At 35.7% G+C, this 21,139-nt stretch carries 15 protein-coding genes; 5 read left to right on the top strand and 10 right to left on the bottom strand.

Annotation, left to right across the window (positions count from 1 at the left end):
• Nucleotides 1-27: 27 nt before the first annotated feature.
• From asnB (EKM03_RS06480) to EKM03_RS06450, 7 genes are all read right to left on the bottom strand, one after another.
• Nucleotides 28-1,644, bottom strand: a complete 1,617-nt coding sequence (gene asnB, locus EKM03_RS06480) for an asparagine synthase B (RefSeq protein ID WP_126740055.1) — start codon at nucleotides 1,642-1,644, stop codon at nucleotides 28-30.
• Between the two features lie 192 nt (nucleotides 1,645-1,836).
• Nucleotides 1,837-3,462, bottom strand: coding sequence for an amidohydrolase (locus EKM03_RS06475; protein WP_126740054.1), 1,626 nt, complete (start codon nucleotides 3,460-3,462; stop codon nucleotides 1,837-1,839).
• A 172-nt stretch (nucleotides 3,463-3,634) separates the two neighbouring features.
• Entirely contained in the window at nucleotides 3,635-5,311 is a 1,677-nt protein-coding gene (asnB, locus tag EKM03_RS06470; protein ID WP_126576411.1) for an asparagine synthase B, read from the bottom strand.
• 269 nt (nucleotides 5,312-5,580) lie between these two features.
• Complete coding sequence (locus tag EKM03_RS06465; protein WP_126564263.1) at nucleotides 5,581-6,030, bottom strand: hypothetical protein; 450 nt, start codon at nucleotides 6,028-6,030, stop codon at nucleotides 5,581-5,583.
• A 123-nt stretch (nucleotides 6,031-6,153) separates the two neighbouring features.
• Nucleotides 6,154-7,959, bottom strand: coding sequence for a TonB-dependent receptor (locus EKM03_RS06460; RefSeq protein WP_158615223.1), 1,806 nt, complete (start codon nucleotides 7,957-7,959; stop codon nucleotides 6,154-6,156).
• Between the two features lie 66 nt (nucleotides 7,960-8,025).
• Nucleotides 8,026-8,889: a PhzF family phenazine biosynthesis protein gene (locus tag EKM03_RS06455; RefSeq protein ID WP_126461071.1), complete on the bottom strand. Its 864-nt coding sequence runs from the start codon at nucleotides 8,887-8,889 to the stop codon at nucleotides 8,026-8,028.
• A 75-nt stretch (nucleotides 8,890-8,964) separates the two neighbouring features.
• Complete coding sequence (locus EKM03_RS06450; RefSeq protein WP_126564264.1) at nucleotides 8,965-11,979, bottom strand: tetratricopeptide repeat protein; 3,015 nt, start codon at nucleotides 11,977-11,979, stop codon at nucleotides 8,965-8,967.
• A gap of 253 nt (nucleotides 11,980-12,232) precedes the next feature.
• Between EKM03_RS06450 and EKM03_RS06445 the strand changes: the two genes are divergently transcribed.
• From EKM03_RS06445 to EKM03_RS06425, 5 genes are all read left to right on the top strand, one after another.
• Complete coding sequence (locus EKM03_RS06445; RefSeq protein WP_126556292.1) at nucleotides 12,233-14,734, top strand: TonB-dependent receptor; 2,502 nt, start codon at nucleotides 12,233-12,235, stop codon at nucleotides 14,732-14,734.
• A gap of 5 nt (nucleotides 14,735-14,739) precedes the next feature.
• Nucleotides 14,740-15,693: a carboxylesterase gene (locus EKM03_RS06440; protein WP_126740053.1), complete on the top strand. Its 954-nt coding sequence runs from the start codon at nucleotides 14,740-14,742 to the stop codon at nucleotides 15,691-15,693.
• 4 nt (nucleotides 15,694-15,697) lie between these two features.
• Nucleotides 15,698-16,612 carry a glycerophosphodiester phosphodiesterase gene (locus EKM03_RS06435; RefSeq protein ID WP_126740052.1) on the top strand — a complete coding sequence of 305 codons (915 nt, stop codon included), beginning with the start codon at nucleotides 15,698-15,700 and terminating at the stop codon, nucleotides 16,610-16,612.
• 304 nt (nucleotides 16,613-16,916) lie between these two features.
• Nucleotides 16,917-17,603 (top strand): cell division ATP-binding protein FtsE, encoded by a 687-nt coding sequence (locus tag EKM03_RS06430; protein WP_126461087.1) that lies wholly within the window; start codon nucleotides 16,917-16,919, stop codon nucleotides 17,601-17,603.
• Entirely contained in the window at nucleotides 17,603-18,499 is an 897-nt protein-coding gene (locus EKM03_RS06425; protein WP_126740051.1) for a glycosyltransferase family 2 protein, read from the top strand. Before EKM03_RS06430 ends, EKM03_RS06425 begins: the two co-directional genes overlap by 1 nt.
• On the opposite strand, the gene EKM03_RS06420 is transcribed toward EKM03_RS06425, so the two are convergent.
• The 3 genes from EKM03_RS06420 to EKM03_RS06410 are packed head-to-tail and all read right to left on the bottom strand — an operon-like array spanning nucleotide 18,496 to nucleotide 21,103.
• Nucleotides 18,496-19,599, bottom strand: a complete 1,104-nt coding sequence (locus tag EKM03_RS06420) for a glycosyltransferase family 4 protein (RefSeq protein WP_126564268.1) — start codon at nucleotides 19,597-19,599, stop codon at nucleotides 18,496-18,498. The two genes, EKM03_RS06425 and EKM03_RS06420, sit on opposite strands and share 4 nt — an antisense overlap.
• Complete coding sequence (locus EKM03_RS06415; protein WP_126461096.1) at nucleotides 19,596-20,000, bottom strand: FdtA/QdtA family cupin domain-containing protein; 405 nt, start codon at nucleotides 19,998-20,000, stop codon at nucleotides 19,596-19,598. The genes EKM03_RS06420 and EKM03_RS06415 overlap by 4 nt, the downstream gene beginning before the upstream one ends.
• Entirely contained in the window at nucleotides 19,997-21,103 is a 1,107-nt protein-coding gene (locus EKM03_RS06410) for a glycosyltransferase (protein WP_126740050.1), read from the bottom strand. The genes EKM03_RS06415 and EKM03_RS06410 overlap by 4 nt, the downstream gene beginning before the upstream one ends.
• Between the last annotated feature and the right edge of the window lie 36 nt (nucleotides 21,104-21,139).

The raw sequence follows: 21,139 nt of genomic DNA, 5'->3' as shown, positions 1-21,139 counted from the left end.
CATTTATAAAAAATTTAAATTATTGTTTCAAACTACAACTCCTATTTTGGCAATTTCAGTATCTGCCTGAACGTGTGCCGCATTCGCTCTTCCGCTTGGATCAAGGTTTTCCTGCCATTTTGGAATCCACTTCCTAACCGTTTGTGCCGCACTTACTTGCGGATAATATTTATTAAATACCGACCTGTAAAAATACGCTTCTTTAGTTGTAGGAGAATTATACGGAAATTCAGCTACAGCTCCAGCTAATTGCTCATCCGTAACTTGCGTAGCACAATAATCAATTAATTCATCAATCCAATTGTATCCTACTCCATCCGAAAATTGTTCTTTTTGTCTCCACAAAACCTCTTCAGGCAGATACGGATTGTCTGGCGTATCAAATGCTTTTCTTAAAATGTATTTTTCTTTTCCATCGTACGTTTTAGGCATCTTTTCTTCTGCTTTGATGCGAATTGACACATCCAAAAACGCTTTGTCTAAAAACGGAACTCTGGTTTCTAATCCGTGCGCCATCGTTGATTTGTCCGCTCTTAACAAATCGGCGGTAAACAATTTCTGTACTCTTTCAATAGTTTCCTTTTGGAAATCCTCCGCCGAAGGTGCATTTCTAAAATACAAATATCCCCCAAAAATCTCATCGGCTCCTTCGCCTGAGAGCACCACTTTTACACCTAAATCCGTAATCGCTTTCGACAAGAAATACATTGGTGTACTTGCTCTAACCGAAGTCACGTCATACGTTTCTAAATGCCAGATTAATTTATCTAAGATTTTTATTCCTTCTGCAACAGTAAAATGAATTTCATGATGTTCAGTCCCTAAAAATTCCGCTACTTTTCTGGCAGCCGAAGCATCTGGCGCATCCGCATTTAATCCAATAGAAAATGATTGTAATTTTTTGCCGCTTTCCGCCAATAACCTAGAAGCAATTGCTGATGTTAATGAAGAATCCAATCCTCCTGAAAGCAACACTCCAATGGGTACATCGCTCATTAAACGCTTACGAGTTGCTTCAGTCAACGTTTCCCTGATTAAATCCAAATCTAATTCTTGGTCGGCTTTTAAATAATCTTCATATTCCGGTTTGTAATATTTCACAAAACCTGTTTTTTGAGTATAATAATGTCCCGGAGGAAAAGTAGAAAATGTTTTACACTGATCCGCAATAGGTTTCATTTCGGAGGAAAAATAGATTCTTCCTCTTTCGTCCAAACCATAATACAACGGTTTCACTCCCATTGGATCTCTGCCAGCAATAAAATCATCGCCATCTACTACCACAAAAGCCCAGTCGCCATCCAGCATATTGCAAAAATCGTATCCAAACTCTTCGTACAAATGCACAATAACCTCTGAATCTGATTTGGTTCTAAAAGCATGCCTTTTCAACACACCATCTCTCAATTCCTGATGATTGTATATTTCGCCATTATGAACCATATAGGCCGTTTTTGTGCCTTGTATCGGTTGTTTTCCAGAATGTAAATCAATTATAGACAATCGTTCGTGACTTAAAATATGCCCTTTTTCAGTAACATGTAAATCACTTTCATCCGGACCACGATGCGTCATTCTTTTTGAAAGTGCTCCAAACAATTGTTCCTCTTTTCCTCTTCCGATAATGGCTAATATTCCGCACATAACTCTATATTTTTATTTTTTCCCAATTCTAAGTCGACAAATATGCAATAGCAGTTACAAATACAAAACACAATTATGATATTTAGTTACTATTTAAAACAAAAAAATACGTTTAACATCAAAAATGTAATTTAATTATCAGAAAAACCAAACCTACTATAATAACTATAACTCATAAACGCATCCGTTTAATTATTTGACTTTTTGACCTTTTAAATAGGTATTACTTGGTTTCATTTTTACTATCATATTCTCTTTCACCATAATTAAATCCTGGTCAAACATCACAAAATCAGCCCATTTCCCTACTTCCAGACTTCCTTTTTCTTTTTCTTCAAAATTAGAATAGGCGGCCCAAATAGTCATTCCTCTTAAAGTTTCAACTCTGGTCAACGCATTTTCCATTTGGAAACCACCTTTTGGATATTCCTTACTGTCTTTTCTGGCTACAGCAGCATGAAAAGTAAGCATCGGATTCACTTCCTCTACTGGGAAATCAGTTCCAAGAGCTACCATTCCAGCTTTTTGAAGTAATTTTTTATAAGCATAGGCATTTTTCAATCTTGCTTTTCCCAATCTGTCTTCAGCCCAATACATATCAGATGTGGCATGCGTGGGTTGAACCGAAGGAATAATTCCAAATTTGAAATAGTCAAAATCCGCTTCACGCAAAACTTGAGCGTGCTCAATTTTCCATCTTCGGTCTTTTGTGCCTGTCAAAACTTCTCTGTAAATTTTCAAAATCACCGTATTTGCTGAATCGCCAATGGCATGTGTATTCAACTGAAAATTTGAAGCTGCAATTTGTCTAGCTACATCGCTTAATCCAGAAATTGGTGCCAACAAAGCGCCATATTCGCCTGGCTTGTCGGAATACGGTTTGTGCATGCACGCGCCACGCGAACCCAAAGCACCATCACCATACATTTTAAAGGAACGCACATTTAGATTATCTGTTTTATAAATTCCTTTTTTTAAGTATAAATCAATGTTTTTTTGATTTGCAGTAATCATTGCATATACATTAAGCTTCATCACTTTTGCCTTTTGCAAACTATCCATCAAGTGAATAATATCCGGATCCAATCCTGCATCATTTACGGTCGTCAATCCGTAATCAAACATCACTTTTTCGGCATCAAGCAAAGCGGCTATTTGTGTTTTACGAGTTGGTTTTGGAATTATTTTGAACACTAATTCCATTGGATTGTCTACTAAAATTCCTGTTGGCTCCCCGTTTGTAATTTCGATCTGACCACCAACAGCTTTCGTATCCTTTGTGATTCCTGCTAACTTCAAAGCTTTACTATTCACGATAATGGCATGACCGTCGATTCGATTTAAAACTACAGGAATATCAGGAAACGCAACATCTAAATCTGCTTTTGTTGGATATTTTTTGACTTTCCAATCGTTTTGATCCCAACCATTACCCACAATAAAGGTTGGATTTTTATCTTTTTGAAAAGCCTTTAAACGGGAAATTATTTCGTTCATGCTTTTGGTACCGCGCAAATCCGATTCCTGCAAGCTCAATCCATAGCTATAAAAATGGCAATGTGCATCAATCAGGCCTGGATAAATGAATTTACCTTTCGCATCTATCGTATTCTTGGATTCATATTGTTTTGAAATTTCACCATTAGTCCCAATAGCGATAATTTTACCTTCATCGATTGCCATAGCCGAAGCTTTCTCAAAGGAGTTATTGACCGTGTAAATAGTGGCACCGGTAATAATGGTATCAACGGAAATCTTATTTTTTTGATCACACGAAATCAATAAAAATAAAACAAAGAATAAAGTAATATCTCTCATAATAAACATTTTAGTTTTGCTAATATAAAGAACTCCTCCTAATTATTTTAGACAATGTGTAATTATAATGTTTCTTCAAATTCTAAACTACTCTCGAAATATATTTCTCATAAAAAAACGCTCTCAAAAGGGAGAGCGTTTTATCTATTTATAAAATCTTATTTAATTGTATTTATGCTTTTGCATACGCATCATCATGCACACTTGCCACCGCTCTTCCGGACGGATCATTCATGTTTTTGAACGCTTCATCCCATTCCAATGCAATTTTTGTACTACACGCCACACTTGCTTCTTGCGGCACACACAAAGCGGCGGCATCACTTGGAAAATGCTCATGAAAAATCGAACGGTAATAATATTCCTCTTTTGAAGTAGGAGTTTGCAACGGAAATTTATATTTAGCATTTGCTAATTGTTCATCGGTAATTTCAACAGCGACAACTTCTTTTAATGTATCAATCCACCCATAACCTACACCATCACTAAATTGTTCCTTTTGTCTCCAAGCTACACTTGGCGGCAACATCTCTTCAAAAGCTTTACGAACCACCCACTTTTCCATAGGATGTTCTGTATTGATCATTTTATCTTGTGGATTAACGCGCATCGCCACATCCATAAATTCTTTATCTAAAAATGGCACACGTCCTTCAATTCCCCATGCGGCTAAACTTTTGTTCGCTCGTAAACAATCGTACATGTGAAGTTTTCCTAATTTACGTACGTTTTCTTCGTGAAATTCTCTCGCGTTTGGCGCTTTGTGAAAATACAAATATCCTCCAAAAAGTTCATCTGCTCCTTCACCTGATAACACCATTTTGATACCCATAGATTTAATAACTCTTGCCATCAACCACATTGGTGTTGATGCTCTAATCGTAGTCACATCGTAAGTCTCCAAGTTGTAAATTACATCTTTAATTGCATCTAACCCTTCTTGAATAGTGAATTTAATTTCGTGGTGAATGGTTCCAATATGATCCGCTACGATTTGCGCCGCCGCTAAATCTGGAGAACCATCTAATCCTACCGAGAAAGAGTGCAATTGCGGATACCAAGCATCAGCAACATCTCCGGATTCAATACGTTTTTGCGCATATTTTTTGGCCACAGCCGAAGTAATAGAAGAATCTAAACCTCCTGAAAGCAAGACACCATAAGGTACATCGCTCATTAGTTGTCTGTGAACAGCAGCTTCTAAAGCCACTTTGATTTCATCAATGCTGGTTACGTTGTCTTTTACAGCATCATAATCTGTCCATTCTCTTTTATACCATTGTACAAATTCGCCATCTTTGCTCGACATATAATGTCCTGGAGGAAATAATTGGATTTTAGTACAATAGCCTTCTAATGCTTTCAATTCAGAAGCCACATAAAAAGTTCCGTGTTCATCCCAACCTATGTATAATGGAATAATTCCCATGTGATCCCGAGCAACAAAATACTCGTCTTTTTCGACATCATAAATAGCAAATCCAAAAATCCCATTCATTTCATCTATAAAATGAGGCCCTTTTTCTTTGTAAAGTGCTAGAATTACTTCGCAGTCACTTTCGGTTTGAAAGTTATATTTACCCTCAAATTGTTTACGTAATTCTCTGTGGTTGTAAATTTCACCATTTGCTGCTAAAACAAGTTGTTTGTCTTCACTGAACAACGGTTGTTTCCCTGAAGCAGGATCAACAATTGCCAGTCGTTCGTGAGACAAAATGGCTTTTTCATTACTAAAAATTCCACTCCAGTCCGGTCCACGATGACGGATAATTTTAGACATTTCTAATACTTGCGGTCTTAAAACTTCCGCTTTTTGTTTTAAATCAAAGGCACATACTATTCCGCACATAATTTTTTTGTTTAAAGTTTAAGGTTTGCTTCGCCTGTTCGAGTAAAACTCTCGAGTCAAGTTATGAAAGAAACCTGCTTTGTTCATTTTGATAGGGCAAAGATGGAGTTATAGTTCTAATTGAAAAACGCAAATACTCTTTTTAGTTATAATTTATAACTAAAAAATAGAATTTACGTTTAAACCGTAATGGAAAGGCGCTAAAAATAGAATTGAAGTTGCGGATTGTAAAATGGGACGCAAATGAGACGGATGTAAATAACGGATTTTTATTTAATATCCTCAACCAAATACTTCGTACCATTTATCTCAAAAGTAAATCCTTCTTGATTTCCCATCAGTTTATTTCCCAAAGGTGATTGTGGTGATAATGCGATAATATTGATTCCTTCGACATTGATTTTAGGAAGTGCCACACTCAGGTACAAATAGATTCCGTTCGCTTTTACCAAGCTCCCCACAATAATGGTTTCGGCAACTGTGCCAGCATCAATTTTATCCAAAACTGTTTTTTGGTCCAGTACTTCTCTCAATTTACGATTGAGTTTTTCCTGCTCAATGTGCATCATAGACAAAGCGGTTTCATGTTTATCTCCGGCTGAACCTTTAGCATCGTTTTTAGAATCTTCGGTAAGTGCGACAATCATGTCTTTGAAAACATCGATTCGATCCTGAACTAATTGCAGGTAATGGGTATGTATTTTTTGTTTGAAAGTCATAAGTAGATTTACATGCCTTACAGGGTTTTGAACCCTGTCAGGCATTCAAAGTTTTTAAATAAAAAAAGCGAAGATTGTTTTACTTTTCGGCTCCTTCTCCTTCGGGTAGGGCTGGAGTAGGGATTAAAAATCAAATTTATAGTTCACGCCTAAAATCACCTGAAATCCCTGCACTGGATAATTTTGCCATTTTTGGTAGGCATTATTAGTGATATTATTGGCTCTGGCAAAAGCAGTCAATCGGTCGCTATATTTGTAACCAACATTTGCATTGACATCAAAATAAGACTTCAAAGTTACAGGAGCAGCGTTAGTCACCACATTGGTATTAACCTGAAAATCTTTTCGCTCGCCCACATAGAACACATTTGTACCAGCAAACCACTTCTCTGTTATGTTAACATCCAAGCTTGAATTTAATTTTATAGCCGGCAAATTCCACGCTTCTTGTTGAAAATCATTTGTAAAACTGCTAAAGCTTCCGTTGATTCCAAAAGTCACGTTCTTAGAAAAATCAGCTTTTACTTCTCCATAAAAATTCAACGTTCTCATATCGTCATACACCACTTGAAAAGAATTCCCAAAAGCATAGTCCTGATTGGTTGCATTTTCATTGTAATTATTGCTTTTAAACAAAGCCTTGTTGCGCTCATTAATATAGGAACCTCTTATATTATAACTCATATTATTAGTCAATTTCCCTTTTAATCCTGCAAAAACATCATACTGCTGATCCGTAGGTGCAATAGCGAGTGTTGGTGACAAAAAAGGATTTTCATCTACAAAGTCCTGGTACGAGTTTTGTTTTAAATTTCCTTCGGCTCCCGCATAAAAAATCATCAAATCACCAACAACATTATAGGAAGCGTTAAATTTTGGATACACAAAAAATTTATTATTGCTGTTTTGATTGTCCAGACTATAAAAAATAGCGGCACCAATATTCAGTGTCCAATCCTCCTCCTGCATCACAAAACTAGGTGCAATTCCCAGATTTGTAAAACCGTATTTGATTGGTTCTGTATTGGTATTTAAATAATTATTATTGAAACTTCCACCAACATAATCTATGATTAAGTCAGTTTTTACAGCACTATCTATCACATCAAATTCTACAGTTGGCTTGGCGTAAAACCTATTTTCTGAAGAATCAAAAATATCAGAAAAATGATTAAATTTTAGACTCATTTTATTAAAAAAACTTTCGTTAAAAGCTACATTCCCTCCTAACGTCAGCGTACTGTAGGATTGCTGCGGCCTGATTCCACTGATCAAGATTGCTCTGTCCTGAGGCGCCAGCGTAGTACCAAAATCAGCCGGTAATCCATACCAATTGTACGTTTGGTTTTGATATCCTAAATCCAGATTCCATGAAACTTCTTTTCGATTTGATCCATACATCAAATCAATCGAAGTGTCATAAAAACGATCGTCCAGAATCACCTTTTCAATACCCCCTTGGGAGGAGTGATGCCGAAACATGCCACCAATATAATCCGTAGCATTAAGGTCATGATTCACATATAATTCCCCTACAAAGGTTCCGTAATTCCCTACACCAAATGTGGCGTAGTTTTGAAACAAAACGGCTTCTTTTTCTTTCTCTACGCCTGCTGCTTTTCCTTTAGACGGCGTGAAAGTTGATGCTACCGGGAAAGAGAAAATAGTATACTTTACGGTTTCCTTTTTTGTGTTATCTTCTTCGTCCAGCAACGGTGTTTCCTTCACTTTGAAAGCATCTAATATGGTTGGTGTGAATGGCTTGACTACATTTACGGTCTCGGTACCTATTTGCTCTTTCTTTTGTGCAAATGAAACTTGAGAAACGAAAAGAAATAAAATCCCCAACCCAACGCTCCCCAAAGGGAACGGATCCGAAAACGTTACGCTATTATTTATAACCGATATTACTTTGTTTTTAAATGTCATGTTTTATTTTTTTACTGCTAACTTCCTACTGCTACTTTTTTTACTACTGCATTTTTAACCGGTACGTTACACTTCCCATTCTCCTTTTGCGAGGTATTGTGTTTTTCCCCCAATTTTAATATCAAACTGATTTTCAGCTAATTTTCCATCGAAATAAATCTGAGAGGCTCTGTTTATAAAATCGCCCTGATGATTAATCATTTGAATTTCCGGCGAGTGATATTTTAAAAGAAAAGCCTGTAAACACGTGCTCGCACTTCCCGTAGCCGCGTCTTCTATAAGCTGATTTGCTTCAATACAAAACATCCTGCTACTCAGCTTTTTTTCTACCAAACAATAAAAATACAACGCTCTATGACTGGTTTTGCAGTGTGCATGCAGCCATTCGTTCATTTTATCCTTATCAAGAATCAAATGCTCTAGTGCCTTTTTACTTTTAATAGGAACAATCACAAAAGCGCTTCCTGTAGTCACTTCCTGAATGGGAAATTCATCCTCAAAATCAGCTCTGCTTAAATTGCTGAAGGATAAAAAATCTTCCGTTAAAAAAGTATTCAAAAACTCCGGTTGAGCCGCCTGTAGCCAAACCAAATCTCCCGATTGATGTACCGGAATTTCACCAATTGGAACCGACAGCGAAATCTTTTCAGGTTTATTCTCAAATATTTTATGCATCAAAACCCATGATGTTCCTATGATTGGATGGCCTGCAAACTGCATTTCGTGGTCTGGTGTGAAAATCCTAATCGCAGCAGTTTTATTCTCCGGTTGAAGCTTAGTAATAAAGGTGCTTTCGGCAAAGTTGATTTCGCGGGCAATTGTCTGCAGCTGCTGGTCGCTCAAGGAATCAGCACCTAAAAAAACCGCGAGTTGATTGCCTGTATATTTATTCTCTGCAAAAACATCAACGATGTAAAAAGGTAGATTCATTCCGTATGTTTTTTTTTGTTTTCAGTTATTTTTTCGCGTTGATTTTGGTTGTTTTTCTAACTTCCACTCACAGCTTTATTTAGTTATCGATGCATTTGTTTTGGACTCTTCCGCTTTAATTCTTTCTAATTCAGTTTGTGCCTCTGAAACTACATCCTGAAAATCAGTAAAATTCTGAATGACGTTTTCTAAAATGTAAGTCGCCTGATAGCTGTCTTTGAGTCCGTAAAAATTTTTCGCCATTAAGACTAATCCTTTGGCTCCAAAATACTTATAGCTCGCATAATTTTCGGCTAATTTTTGAACGGCAACATTAGAAGCTTCAAAATTTTCTTCTTTATTTTTAAAATAAGCATCGTAGTACAGGGCTTCGGCCGCTAATTCCCCCTTAGCAATTGTCATTACTTTGGCATAAGCCGCTCGTGCTATGGCTTCATCACCAGTTTGCATTGCTGCGCGTGCAATGATAATTTGCGCATCACTTTTGACATTATCATCAGTCTTTGGATTCATTAAGACTTTCTCCGCGTACACTACTGAATTTGGATAGTCCTTATTTTCATAAAAACATTTCATCAGATTGGATTGTGCAAATGTTTTATTCTGAGAAACATCTGCTTCGTTTTCTAGACGGGACAATACCGGAATTGCTTTGTCATATTCCTTATTTTTCAGAAAAAACTGTGCCAAACGCACTAAAGATGGCTCCGTAAATTCACTTCTGGATTGGGCTATTACAAATTCATAATTAGGAATTGATTTGCTTTCAGATCCTTCAGAAAAATACAATTGCGCCAGGTAATAATTAGCCTTCAAGGCGTGTATTCCTGGGGAAAATTGACTTAAATACCCGCTGAAACCTGTAATTGCCTGTTTGGTATTGTTTTGTTGAAATTGTTTTTCGGCAGCTTCAAATGTATCATTATCCAGCTCTGCATCCGTGACAGCCACAAAATCTAGGGTACGTACCCAAATTGCATATTCATCTACTCGGCCCGTATCTACGTAAATTAATCGGGCTGCAGCTACTGCTTCTAATGCCTCCGGAGACCGAGGGAATTCAGCCGCTACTTTCTTAAACTTCACTACTGCCTGATCATTCCTGTCTGAATTAAAATAAATTAATCCCTGGCGCAAAATAGATTTTGAGGCAAAAGAACTCTTTTTGAATTCTGTATTCAGTTGCTCATACGCTTTTAAAGCCAAATCATTTTTATTTTCGGCAACATACGTATTCCCTAGTTCAAATAAAGCATCATCTCGGTAACCCGATTTTGGATACAATTGTAAAAAAGCATTCAATTCCTCTATTTTTTTATCGTTTTTATCCATAAATCCATAGGAAATTGCTTTTTGAAAATACGCATAATCCGCATCGACACTTTTAGAGGCTATCACTTTAGAGTACGCATCCATTGCGGGACCGTATTTTGAGGTTACAAAACGACAATCTGCCAAACGCAAATACGAATCATTCAAACGTACTTTATCCTCTGGTGCTTTTTCAATCTGATTTTCGAAATAATTTCCTGCCTGATCGTACTCTTTCAATTTGAAATAAGCATACGCAATCGTGTAATTGTGATTTTTATATTCAGGAGTTTTTGAGGCTTGTGCAAAGCCTGCAAATTGTTTGAAACTCAACAACGCATTTTTAAAATCATTCAAAACATATTCTGTTTCTGCTTTCCAGAAAGCCGCTCTGGCAGTAAAATACGGATCTTTCTGTTCGTTCATAGACTGCGTAAACATAGTCAAGGCTTCCGGATAATCACCGTCTGTATACAATTCTAACCCATTGAAAAAAGTAACTTTCTGGTACGCTAATTTGTTTTCAGGGGATCTGTTTTTTTCCAATATTACTAAGGCCTCTTTATAGTTTTTAGAAGAAATATAAGAATCAATCAAGAGTCTTTCTATTTCTGAACGGTTGGCATTATTGGGGTATTTCTTCAAAAAAGCATGCAAAATTGCAGGCACACTTTGATAGGAATTTCCAAGTTCATAGCTTAATTTAGCGTAATTCAAACCCGCATCTTCCTGTATTGCTTCGTCAAATGACATTTCCGACGCATTTTTGAAAGCATTTAAAGCTTGCTGTTTCTTGTTTGTATTGAGGTAACTTTCCCCCAAATGATAATAGGCGTTTTGTGCAACAAAATCTTTCCCACCTATGATTTTATTGAACTGAGAAATGGCATTTTCGTAGTCTTTTTGTTTGTAATACGCATATCCTAATTGGTAAAAATCCGTATTATTCCATCTTCCTTTTTTACCTTGATAAGCAACTAAATAGGGAATTGCGGTATCGTATTTTTTTAAATTAAAATAGCTTTCGCCAATGATTTTATTAAGTTCCGATTTTTCTAAAGGATTTGATTTGGCCATTGCTTTTTCCCCTAAATCAATTGCGTTTTGGAAATTTCCTAATTTAAAATTCATATCCGCCTGATAATAAGACAGTTTTTCCTTGTATTTTTCTTCTCCGGAAACGGCGTCAAAATATTTTGTCGCTTGCTTATAATCATCTCCTTCATAGGCCATAAATCCCAAGTAATATTTAGCTTGCGAACCATATTCAGGAGCATTCACCACTTTATTAAAATAAACAGTTGCCTCTTTTTTCTTTTTGGCATTAAAAAAACTATACCCTTTTTGAAAATTAAACTGGTCTTGTTCCTTTCTGCTCAGATTCCTTTCATCCACTTTGTCAAACCATTGCAGGGCTTGGGGATAATTTCCCAAACTAAAATGATACTGTGCCACCTCGATATACGCTTGATTTTGTTTGACACTCGTAGGATAATCCGAAACAAAGCGTTCCATCATCTGATCTGCATTGGCTTGATTAGTACGAATGGCGCAATTTGCCACATAATAGGCACAATCTGATTTTAATTCATCGGTGCCGGCGGATTCTTTTACTTTATTAAAAATAATTTGTGCCGATGCATATTGTTCTTCGTTAAACAACGAAACCGCTTTGTTGAAATCCTTTAAATCGTGGGTATAAATAGTTGATTTTTGTGCCGAAATACTGATAGTGCTACTAATGAAGAAACTACAGAAAAGCCAAGAAATTTTACGCATTGTGGTTTTATTTTAATAATTCAAATGTATTGCATTCTGATCTTTATAACGAATTGCGATTGGTTTTTATTATGAATATTTTTTTTTAACCGTTTATAATTTAACCTTCTTAAAACAGACTGACCAATTATTATACCTTTTAATAACCTGATCACCGGATCCGTTAACACAATAGTAACGGACAACGAGTTTTGACTTAACACCTTAAAAATATCTTTACTTTAATAAATTTAAACATAAACATATAAAAAAAATGAAAGTTAATTACTATTTTATTTTATTGAGTACACTATGGTTTTTTACTATTAAAGCACAAGAAAACAGCACTTTAAATGGAATTATTACAGACGAATCAGGCAAACCTCTTATTGGTGCATCAATCAACATTAATACCACATCTAAGAACACGATAACTGATATTGCTGGAAGTTACCAATTGCAAAATATAAAATTCGGCACTTACACAATTCAAGTGGCCTATCTTGGTTACGAAAGCCAAAAAATTTCAATCTCCTTAAACCAATCCGAAACAACACAAAATTTTATTTTAAAAGAAAGTTCCTTTCAATTAGATGGTATTATTGTTACCGCCCAAAAAAGAGAACAATTAAATAAAGATGTTCCCATCGCCATTACCTCTTATGGGGGGAAATTTATTGAAAATTTAGGGATTTCAGAATATGATGCCTTTTCAGATTATGTTCCTGGATTACAAATCCAGATTCAAAGTGTAAATAATCCTGGGATCGTTATTAGAGGGATTACCAGTGATAGTGGGGATTCTCGAGTAGAACCACGCGTTTCAATTTTTCAAGATGGCGTTTCCATCAGTAAATCCAGAGGATCTGTAGTAGAGTTATTTGACATTGAACGCGTTGAAGTTCTAAAAGGCCCTCAGGGAACTCTTTTTGGCAGAGGTGCACAAATTGGTGCCATGCATATTATTCAAAACAAAGCTAAAAACGAAAATTCAGGAGAACTAAAAATAGGAACGGGTAATTACAACCAGTTCTCAATGAATGGGTTTGTAAACACTTCCCTTATTAAGGACAAACTATTTGTAAGAGTAGCCGGAATCCTGAGTAAAAGAGATGGTTTTATAGAAAACAGATCCGGAGGCAACTTGAATGGTAAAGAAACACTAGCTTTTAGAACTTCCTTAAAATATTTAATGAGTGATAAAACCAGTTTAGATTTAATTGCAAACTGGCAACAGGATACCCCACCGGGAACGGGTTTCAAAAGCGGAACTTATGCCCCTTTAGGCGGAACAACCAACCCAAATACCTTTGCGGACTTAGAAAGAGGAACCGAATTGGGGATCGACAGAAAAGTTTATGGTCTTACAGCGATATTGAAATCTGAAATCAATCCTAATTGGGATATGACCGCCACCACAGCTTACAGAGAATTTAAATCAGATGAAGCTTTTGATGCCGATGGTACGGCAGCTCCAGTGCTTTACTTTAGAGAAATTGCCGAAGGAAAACAATTCAGCCAAGAAATGAGATTTAATTTTAATGATAAAAATAAATTATCCGGTTTCGTTGGCGCAAATGCTTTTTACGAAAAAGGATCTCAAGCGGTTCCTTTTGAAGTAAATGAACAAAGTTATTTTGCCTTATTGGCAGCTAGAAACACACTAATCGTTAATGGCGTTCCTACCTTATACCCAAATATTCCAAACGACCCTGCTTTTGGTCCATTGGCAGGAGCTCCGCTTTTAGCTTTCAACAAAGAAAAATCAACCAATTTTGGAGAGAATTATTCTGGAGATATCTTCGCAGATGCATCTTATGATTTAACTGATAAATTGACTTTTACTTTGGGTGTAAGAGCTACTTTAGAAAATAGTAATGCCGGTTTAGAGGTTCAAAATGCAGATCAGCCTGGTGTATTGGGTAATTTTTTAGGAGTTTTTCCTAACAACTTATTTGCTCCTACAAATGGAAAACGTACTGCCAGCGAAACCTTCACCTCAGCTGTTGGACGATTTGCTATAAATTATGATATAACGGACCACATTACTCTTTTTGGGAATGTTGCCAGAGGCCGAAGACCTAACGTAATTAATGTTACCGCGAAAACTGTTAATGTATTATCGGATGAAACGGTATGGTCTTATGAATTTGGCGCCAAATCTCTCTTCCTAAACAACCGATTGCAATTTGACATCAATGCTTTTATATACGATTACAGCAATTTTCAAACGACTATCGCACGATTAGACGAACAGAATGGTTTAGTGATTCAGCCAAATGACAGCGGTTCTGCCTCAACTTTTGGTTTTGAAACGGCCTTGCAATATCAGTTTACAAAAAACAGTTCTTTCTTTGTCAATTATGCGTACATCGATGCTGCCTTTGATGAAACGGATTCAGACGGAAACCAACAACAATTGGCGGGAAATACTTTTCGATTGACTCCAAAACATTCCTTTTCTGTTGGTTTTAATTACAATCCATCTGTAAACACTATCTTAGACCTTTACCTTAGACCAAGCTATACATACAAATCGAAAGTGTTTTTTGAAGAAACAAACTTACCTAATATTTCACAAGCAGGGTATGGTCTTTTGAATATCAGAACAGGATTAACCATTAGAAAAAAATACGAAATAGGATTATTCATGACTAATCTTTTTGACAAAAAGTATATTATTGATGCCGGAAATACCGGTGGTGCTTTTGGAATACCAACTTTTATAGCTGGTGCACCTCAGTTCTATGGTGTACAAATGGCTGTTAAATTTTAACAAAAATGAAAAAAACAATAAACACACTACTTGCAGCACTCTTTTTTTGTACTTCTATTTTTAGCCAAGTAGGAATAAGCACAGTAGAAATATCCAGCTTAGATTCCTATCTCGCTACTACAGAGGCCAAAGTAATTGGAATCAAGCCAAACAATGCGGCTAAAATAATATGGGCTGATGGGTATAAAAACAAAAAAACAGCTGTTGCTTTTGTTTATTTGCATGGTTTTGGTGCCAGTCACCGTGAGGGAGAACCGGTTTTAAAAAAGCTTTCTACAAAATACAAAGCCAACATCTACCTCTCGCGTTTAGAGGAACATGGTCTTTATCGTAAAAACACCTTCGAATTTCTTACGCCTGAAAACTATATTGCCTCTGCTCAACAAGCACTAGAAATTGGGAAAAAACTGGGAGAAAAAGTAATTTTGGTCAGTACCTCGACGGGAGGAACTTTAAGCTTGAAATTGGCATCCGAAGATCCTAGCATCTCGGGATTGATCCTCTATTCGCCTTTTGTCGATTTATTTAATCCTGCTATGGCGGGTATCATCCTGCCTGGTGGTAGAGAGAAATTCAAAGAAACTATTGGTGGCAATATGCGAACACAAAACCGCCCAGAGGAACAAGCTAAGTACTGGTCTACCAATTACCACATCAATGGCTATGTTTCCTTAATCACTATGCTTAAGCAAAACATGACCGAAACTACATTTACAAAGGTCAAGTGTCCGGTTTTCTTAGGCTATTATTACAAAAACGAAAAAGAACAAGACCAAGTCGTTTCCGTTTCTGCCATGCATACAATGTATAACTCTTTAGGAACCCCTGAAAATAAAAAAACAAAAATAGCCTTTCCAGAAAGTGGTGATCATGTTATTGCATGTGATTTGCGCTCTAAGGATTGGCAAGGTGTTTATCGGGCTACGGTACGCTTTTTAAACCAAACAATCTTACAATAAAAATATGAATAAAATTTTAATCACAGTAGTTTTAGTATTGTGCCTGCTAGGTTGCAAGGCTAAACAAGAAAAACAAACAGTCCAATTACTTCCTGGTGAAATTCAAACTCACTTTAATTTTGATTTACAGGGGCATCGTGGAGCAAGAGGACTCTACCCCGAAAATTCGTTAGTTGCCTTTGAAAACGCAATCAAATTGGGAGTAAACACCTTAGAGCTAGACGTAGTTGTTACAAAGGACGACCAAATACTGGTATCACATGATCCTTTTTTCAACCACATAATTTGTTTGGATAGTTTAGGAAACACTATTAACAAGGAGGACGAATTAAACTTAAATATCTATCAGACTACTTATTCACAAGTACAGCACTATGATTGTGGCACCATCGAACATCCACAATTTCCGGAGCAGACTAATAGTAGGGTTTCAAAACCATTGCTGTTGGATGTAATTGCGCAGTCTGAACTTTTATCTGACCAAAAGATCTTCTATAATATTGAAATAAAAAGTACTCCAGAGGGGGACAATAAATACCATCCAACACCTCAGGTTTTTGCGGATTTATTTATTAAAACAATCCAAGGGCGTATCCCTATGGAAAGACTAACTATCCAGAGTTTTGATTTTAGAGTACTGCGCTATATCCATCAAGCCTACCCTGATTACAAACTAGCGGCTCTGGTGTACAAAGATAGTGTCAAAACAAATTTAGATGCTTTGGGATTTATCCCAGACAGCTACAGTCCAGAACATACGCTATTGACTGCCGAAATTGTAGCGGAATTACATGCCAAAGGAATGAAAGTTATTCCTTGGACTATTAATGAAGCAAGTCGGATGAAAACGGTTCTAGGTTGGGGAGTTGATGGCATCATAACGGATTATCCCGATAGAGGATTGCGCTTTAAAAAATAAGAACTTCCGTCTTGATTTCATTTGTTCCTTAAAGCAACAAAACTATCCTGTTTGAGTGAGGCTACTGAAAAGGTCCTTAACAAATTATATTTCATTAAAAGAGTAGAAAACCTTCATTTTCTACTCTTTTTTTATGCTAAAATGGGAACTTCAAGCAGCAATAAAGTGCGGATAAATTGGCTTTAAATAAAATTCGGACTTTCCCTTGTTTATACCTGTTTTTTGAAAATCCGTTGAATAGAATAGAATTTATTTTGAATAGAACCGTTATCTTGTTACTTTTACCCCATAAATAAACTGTATTATGTCACAATCCGTCCTGTCTTTAAAAAACGTTACTATTTTCCAAGAACAAAAAACTATTTTAGCTCATGTAAATTTGGAGGTAAAACATGGTGAATTCCTGTATATTATAGGAAAAACAGGTTCCGGAAAAAGCAGCTTAATGAAGACCTTGTATGGTGATTTGGCTTTAAAAGAAGGCGAAGGAAGTATTGTTGACTTTGATTTAGCCACCTTAAAAGAAGATGACATTCCGTTTTTGAGAAGAAAAATTGGAATCGTTTTTCAGGATTTCAAATTACTGCCGGACAGAACCATTAAAGACAATATGTTATTTGTCCTGAAAGCTACAGGCTGGACTGATGCTGATGAAATGCAGCGAAAAATTGATGAGGTGCTGGACAAAGTAGCAATGAAAGAGTTTGGCAACAAAATGCCACACCAAATTTCAGGTGGTGAGCAACAACGTGTTGCCATTGCCAGAGCTTTACTCAACGATCCTGAACTTATACTTGCGGATGAACCTACCGGGAATCTGGATCCACAAACCAGTGCTGAAGTCTTGGAAGTTTTAAAAAGCATCAATGCCAATGGAAAAACAGTCATTATGGCCACTCATGATTATGCGTTGCTTATGAAATTCCCTTCGAAAACATTAAAATGTGAGGACGAACGAATTTTTGAAGTAGTGCAACAGAGAGCCGTGTAATGCTTTCTATTCTTATCCCAATATACAATTATAATGTGTATCCTTTAGCATTGGAGCTGCGCAAACAATGTTTGGAATGCAATATTGATTTTGAGATTTTATGCCAAGATGATGCTTCTGATTCTTCCCTAAATATTTTTAATGAAAAAATAAATTTGCTTTCTCACTGCAGTTTTGTTTCATTAAAAGAAAACATTGCCCACAGAGAAAACAGGAATTCACTTGCCGAAAAAGCAAAATTTGAGTATTTACTTTTTATAGACGGGGATTCTACTATTGTGAATTCTGATTATATCAAAAGATATTTATCAAATTTATTTGATTTTGATGTGGTTTATGGAGGACGCTTGCATCCAGAAAAATGTCCTTCTGATAATCAAAAACTACGGTGGAAGTACGGAAGATTCATTGAAGATAAATCCGCTGCAAACAGAAAGACAAAACCCTATCACTCACTACTTTTTAATAATACCATAATTAAAAAAGTCTGTTTTGACACAGTACAATTTGACAAAACCATAAAAAAATATGGTCACGATGACACCCAACTCTCGTTTCAACTAAGCAAATTAAAATCCAAAGTAAGCCATATAGAAAACCCTGTTGAACATGGCGATTTAGACACTAATCTAGTGTATTTGAACAAGACCAAAGAGTCTTTAGAAAATTTAAATTTATTGTATCAGAAGAAAAAAATTGACATTAAATTTGTACGATTATTGCAACTGTATCATTTTTTAAAAACAACCAAATCAACTTTTATTATTTCAAAAATAAATGCCGTTTTTGAAAAATTATTATTTAAAAACTTGACCGGAGACAATCCTAATATACTGGTTTTTAATTTGTTCAGAGCAGGTTATTTATGCTCCATTGACTTTAAGAGCAGAACCTAAACTCCTTTTTTGAGTCCAATAAACAATTGATGCCAAGTTTGCATAATGGCATCGATGTGATATTTTTTACTCGATAATTTTGCCTTTTTTGCCATTTCACTTCGTAACACCTCGTTTTCGATTAAAATTTCTATAGCCGCTACATAATCCGATTCGTTCCCGTTTTCAATCAAAAATCCATCTTCTTTATGCGTGATTATTGCTCTTGGTCCGCAAGGACAATCGTAAGCAATACAGGGTAATCCGGAAGCCATTGCCTCAATTAACACCATTCCAAAACCTTCATATCGAGACGTCATCAGATAAAATGAAGCATCTAAATATTTTTCGTTAATATTCTGAACAGGTTCATAAAAAACTATATTATTTGAAACATCCAATTTTTGGGCAAGTTGTTTTAAATCGATATTTTCATTAGATTTTCCATAAATTTCCAATATCCAATCTGGATGTTTTAAAACCACTTTTTTCCAGATGTGCAACATGCTGTCAAAACCTTTTTCGTACGTATGTCGCCCTACCGCAATTACTTTTTTGTTTGTTAATTCACCAGATTTTTCCGTTACAAACCATAAAGGATTCGCAATAACCAGTGTGTTTTTTATGTTCCATTCTGAAATACTCTCGTTTGTTTCAACAACAAATCGATTGTATTTTTTTATTCCGTTTTTTTTCAGTTGTAAAACAAGATTCGAGAACAATTTAGTAAAACTGTTTGTCACAATTTCACTTTCTTCAATAAACCTGGAACTATGCATTTCTAGCACCAGAGGAATTTTATATTTTATAATAAAAGGAATTAAATATGCCTTTAGACCATTATCACAAACAAGTATAATATCCGGGTTTACAGTCTTAATACAACTGTTTAGTTTCTTACAATACGCTTTCAAAAAAGAAAGATTTTTTCCTTTTAAAATCATATCGTGAAAAGTGATCTTCTTATTAAAAGAATAAAACAAAGGAGAATGACCTCCGTTTTGAGTCAGAATAACAACTTCATAGCCTAATTGTTCAACCAGATAATTGGCTTTGACAGCAATAACTCTTGCCACACCTCCGGCGTTATTAATGTTAGGAACTACAAATAGCAACTTCATTTTTTTGATTTCAAAAATTCGTCATAATCTCTGATATAATCTTCTTCTTTAAACATATCTGAGGCTAAAACCAAGCAAACTGATCCCGAAGAAAAGTTTTGCAGTTCTCTCCAAATTCCTGTTGTAATAAGTAAACCTACGTTTGGTTTATTTAATAGGTAGCTTTTTTTCTCGATACCGTCATGAACAACCACCTCAAAACTACCGCTCAATGCAATTAAAATTTCTTGTTGCTGAATATGGGAATGACCGCCTCTAAAAGCAGTACTAGGCACATCAAAGAGATAGTAAATTCGTTTGAATTCAAATGGAATTACACCACTTTGAATGTAGGCTAAGTTTCCACGAACATCGTCTATTACAGGAATTTTTAATACTTGTACGTTTTCTACTGTTGTCATTTTCTGCTAATTTTCATTACATCTAACCATTGCATGCCTATATTTTCAATTGAGAAGGATTGTACGCTTGCCAATGCATTTTGTTTACAATGCTGATACAATACTTCGTCTTCAATGAATAAATTCATCGCTTCCGTCATTTTACTACCATTTTGATTTTCAACTAATAAACCATTTTCTTTATTTACAATTATTTCACTTGGACCGGCTAAGCAGTCAAAGGATATTACCGGCGTATTACAGGCTAATGATTCTAGTAGAACATTTGGCAGTCCTTCATTCAAGCTACTCAAAACAAAAAATTTAGCATTTTTCAGGTACTTAAACGGATTCTGTTTAAACCCTAAAAAATGAACTTTATCTCCCAGCTTTTTTTCTTTTACTAACTTTAAAAGAATATTTTTTCTTTTGCCTTCCCCTAATAAAACCAAATGTATCCCTTTTTGGGATAAAGTCGAATGGGCATACGCTTCAATTAATTTATCAAATTGCTTGATATTAGTTTCCATTTGACCTATCCCAATAATATACTTGAAGTTAAGTGAAACAGGTTCTTCACTCTTCCTGACAATTTCCTCAATATCTATAGGGTTGTAAATGGTAATTGCGTTTTTCAGCTGGTGCTTTCGCGCTATTAACTCTTTCGATTGATTAGAAACACTAACCACTTTATAACAATTTCCATACATGTATCGGGTAAGCACCGACCAATTGGGCATATAATGATTAATCAAATAACTGTGCACGGTGAAAATAGTATTGGTTTTATAAAGCCATTTTGAAATTAATAATTCTTGAATGGGTTTTATCCTAAATCGGAAATCAATAATAAAATCAAATTCATGCTCTTTCAAATAGTTCTTCAAAAATAAAAACCGACTGAATTTATTTGAAAAACCGTTGGTTTTGTTTTTCATTTTACCCAAATTGACTAATTTTCCGGAATAGGAATAGGAAACGGCATCCAGAACAATAATAGTATGAACTTCTATGCCCTGTTTTTCAAAAAAAAAGGATAAAACAGCCATCACTTTTTCAGCACCTCCATCACTTAATCGGTACCCTATTAATGCGATTTTATATTTTTTATTGGGTATTATCATTCTCAATTTGTTATTTTCGTCTCAAATATAACGCTT

This window comes from Flavobacterium sp. GSP6 (genome assembly GCF_003984855.1).
In the GTDB taxonomy this organism is placed as follows: domain Bacteria; phylum Bacteroidota; class Bacteroidia; order Flavobacteriales; family Flavobacteriaceae; genus Flavobacterium.
This window is presented reverse-complemented; position numbering and strand designations above follow the sequence as displayed.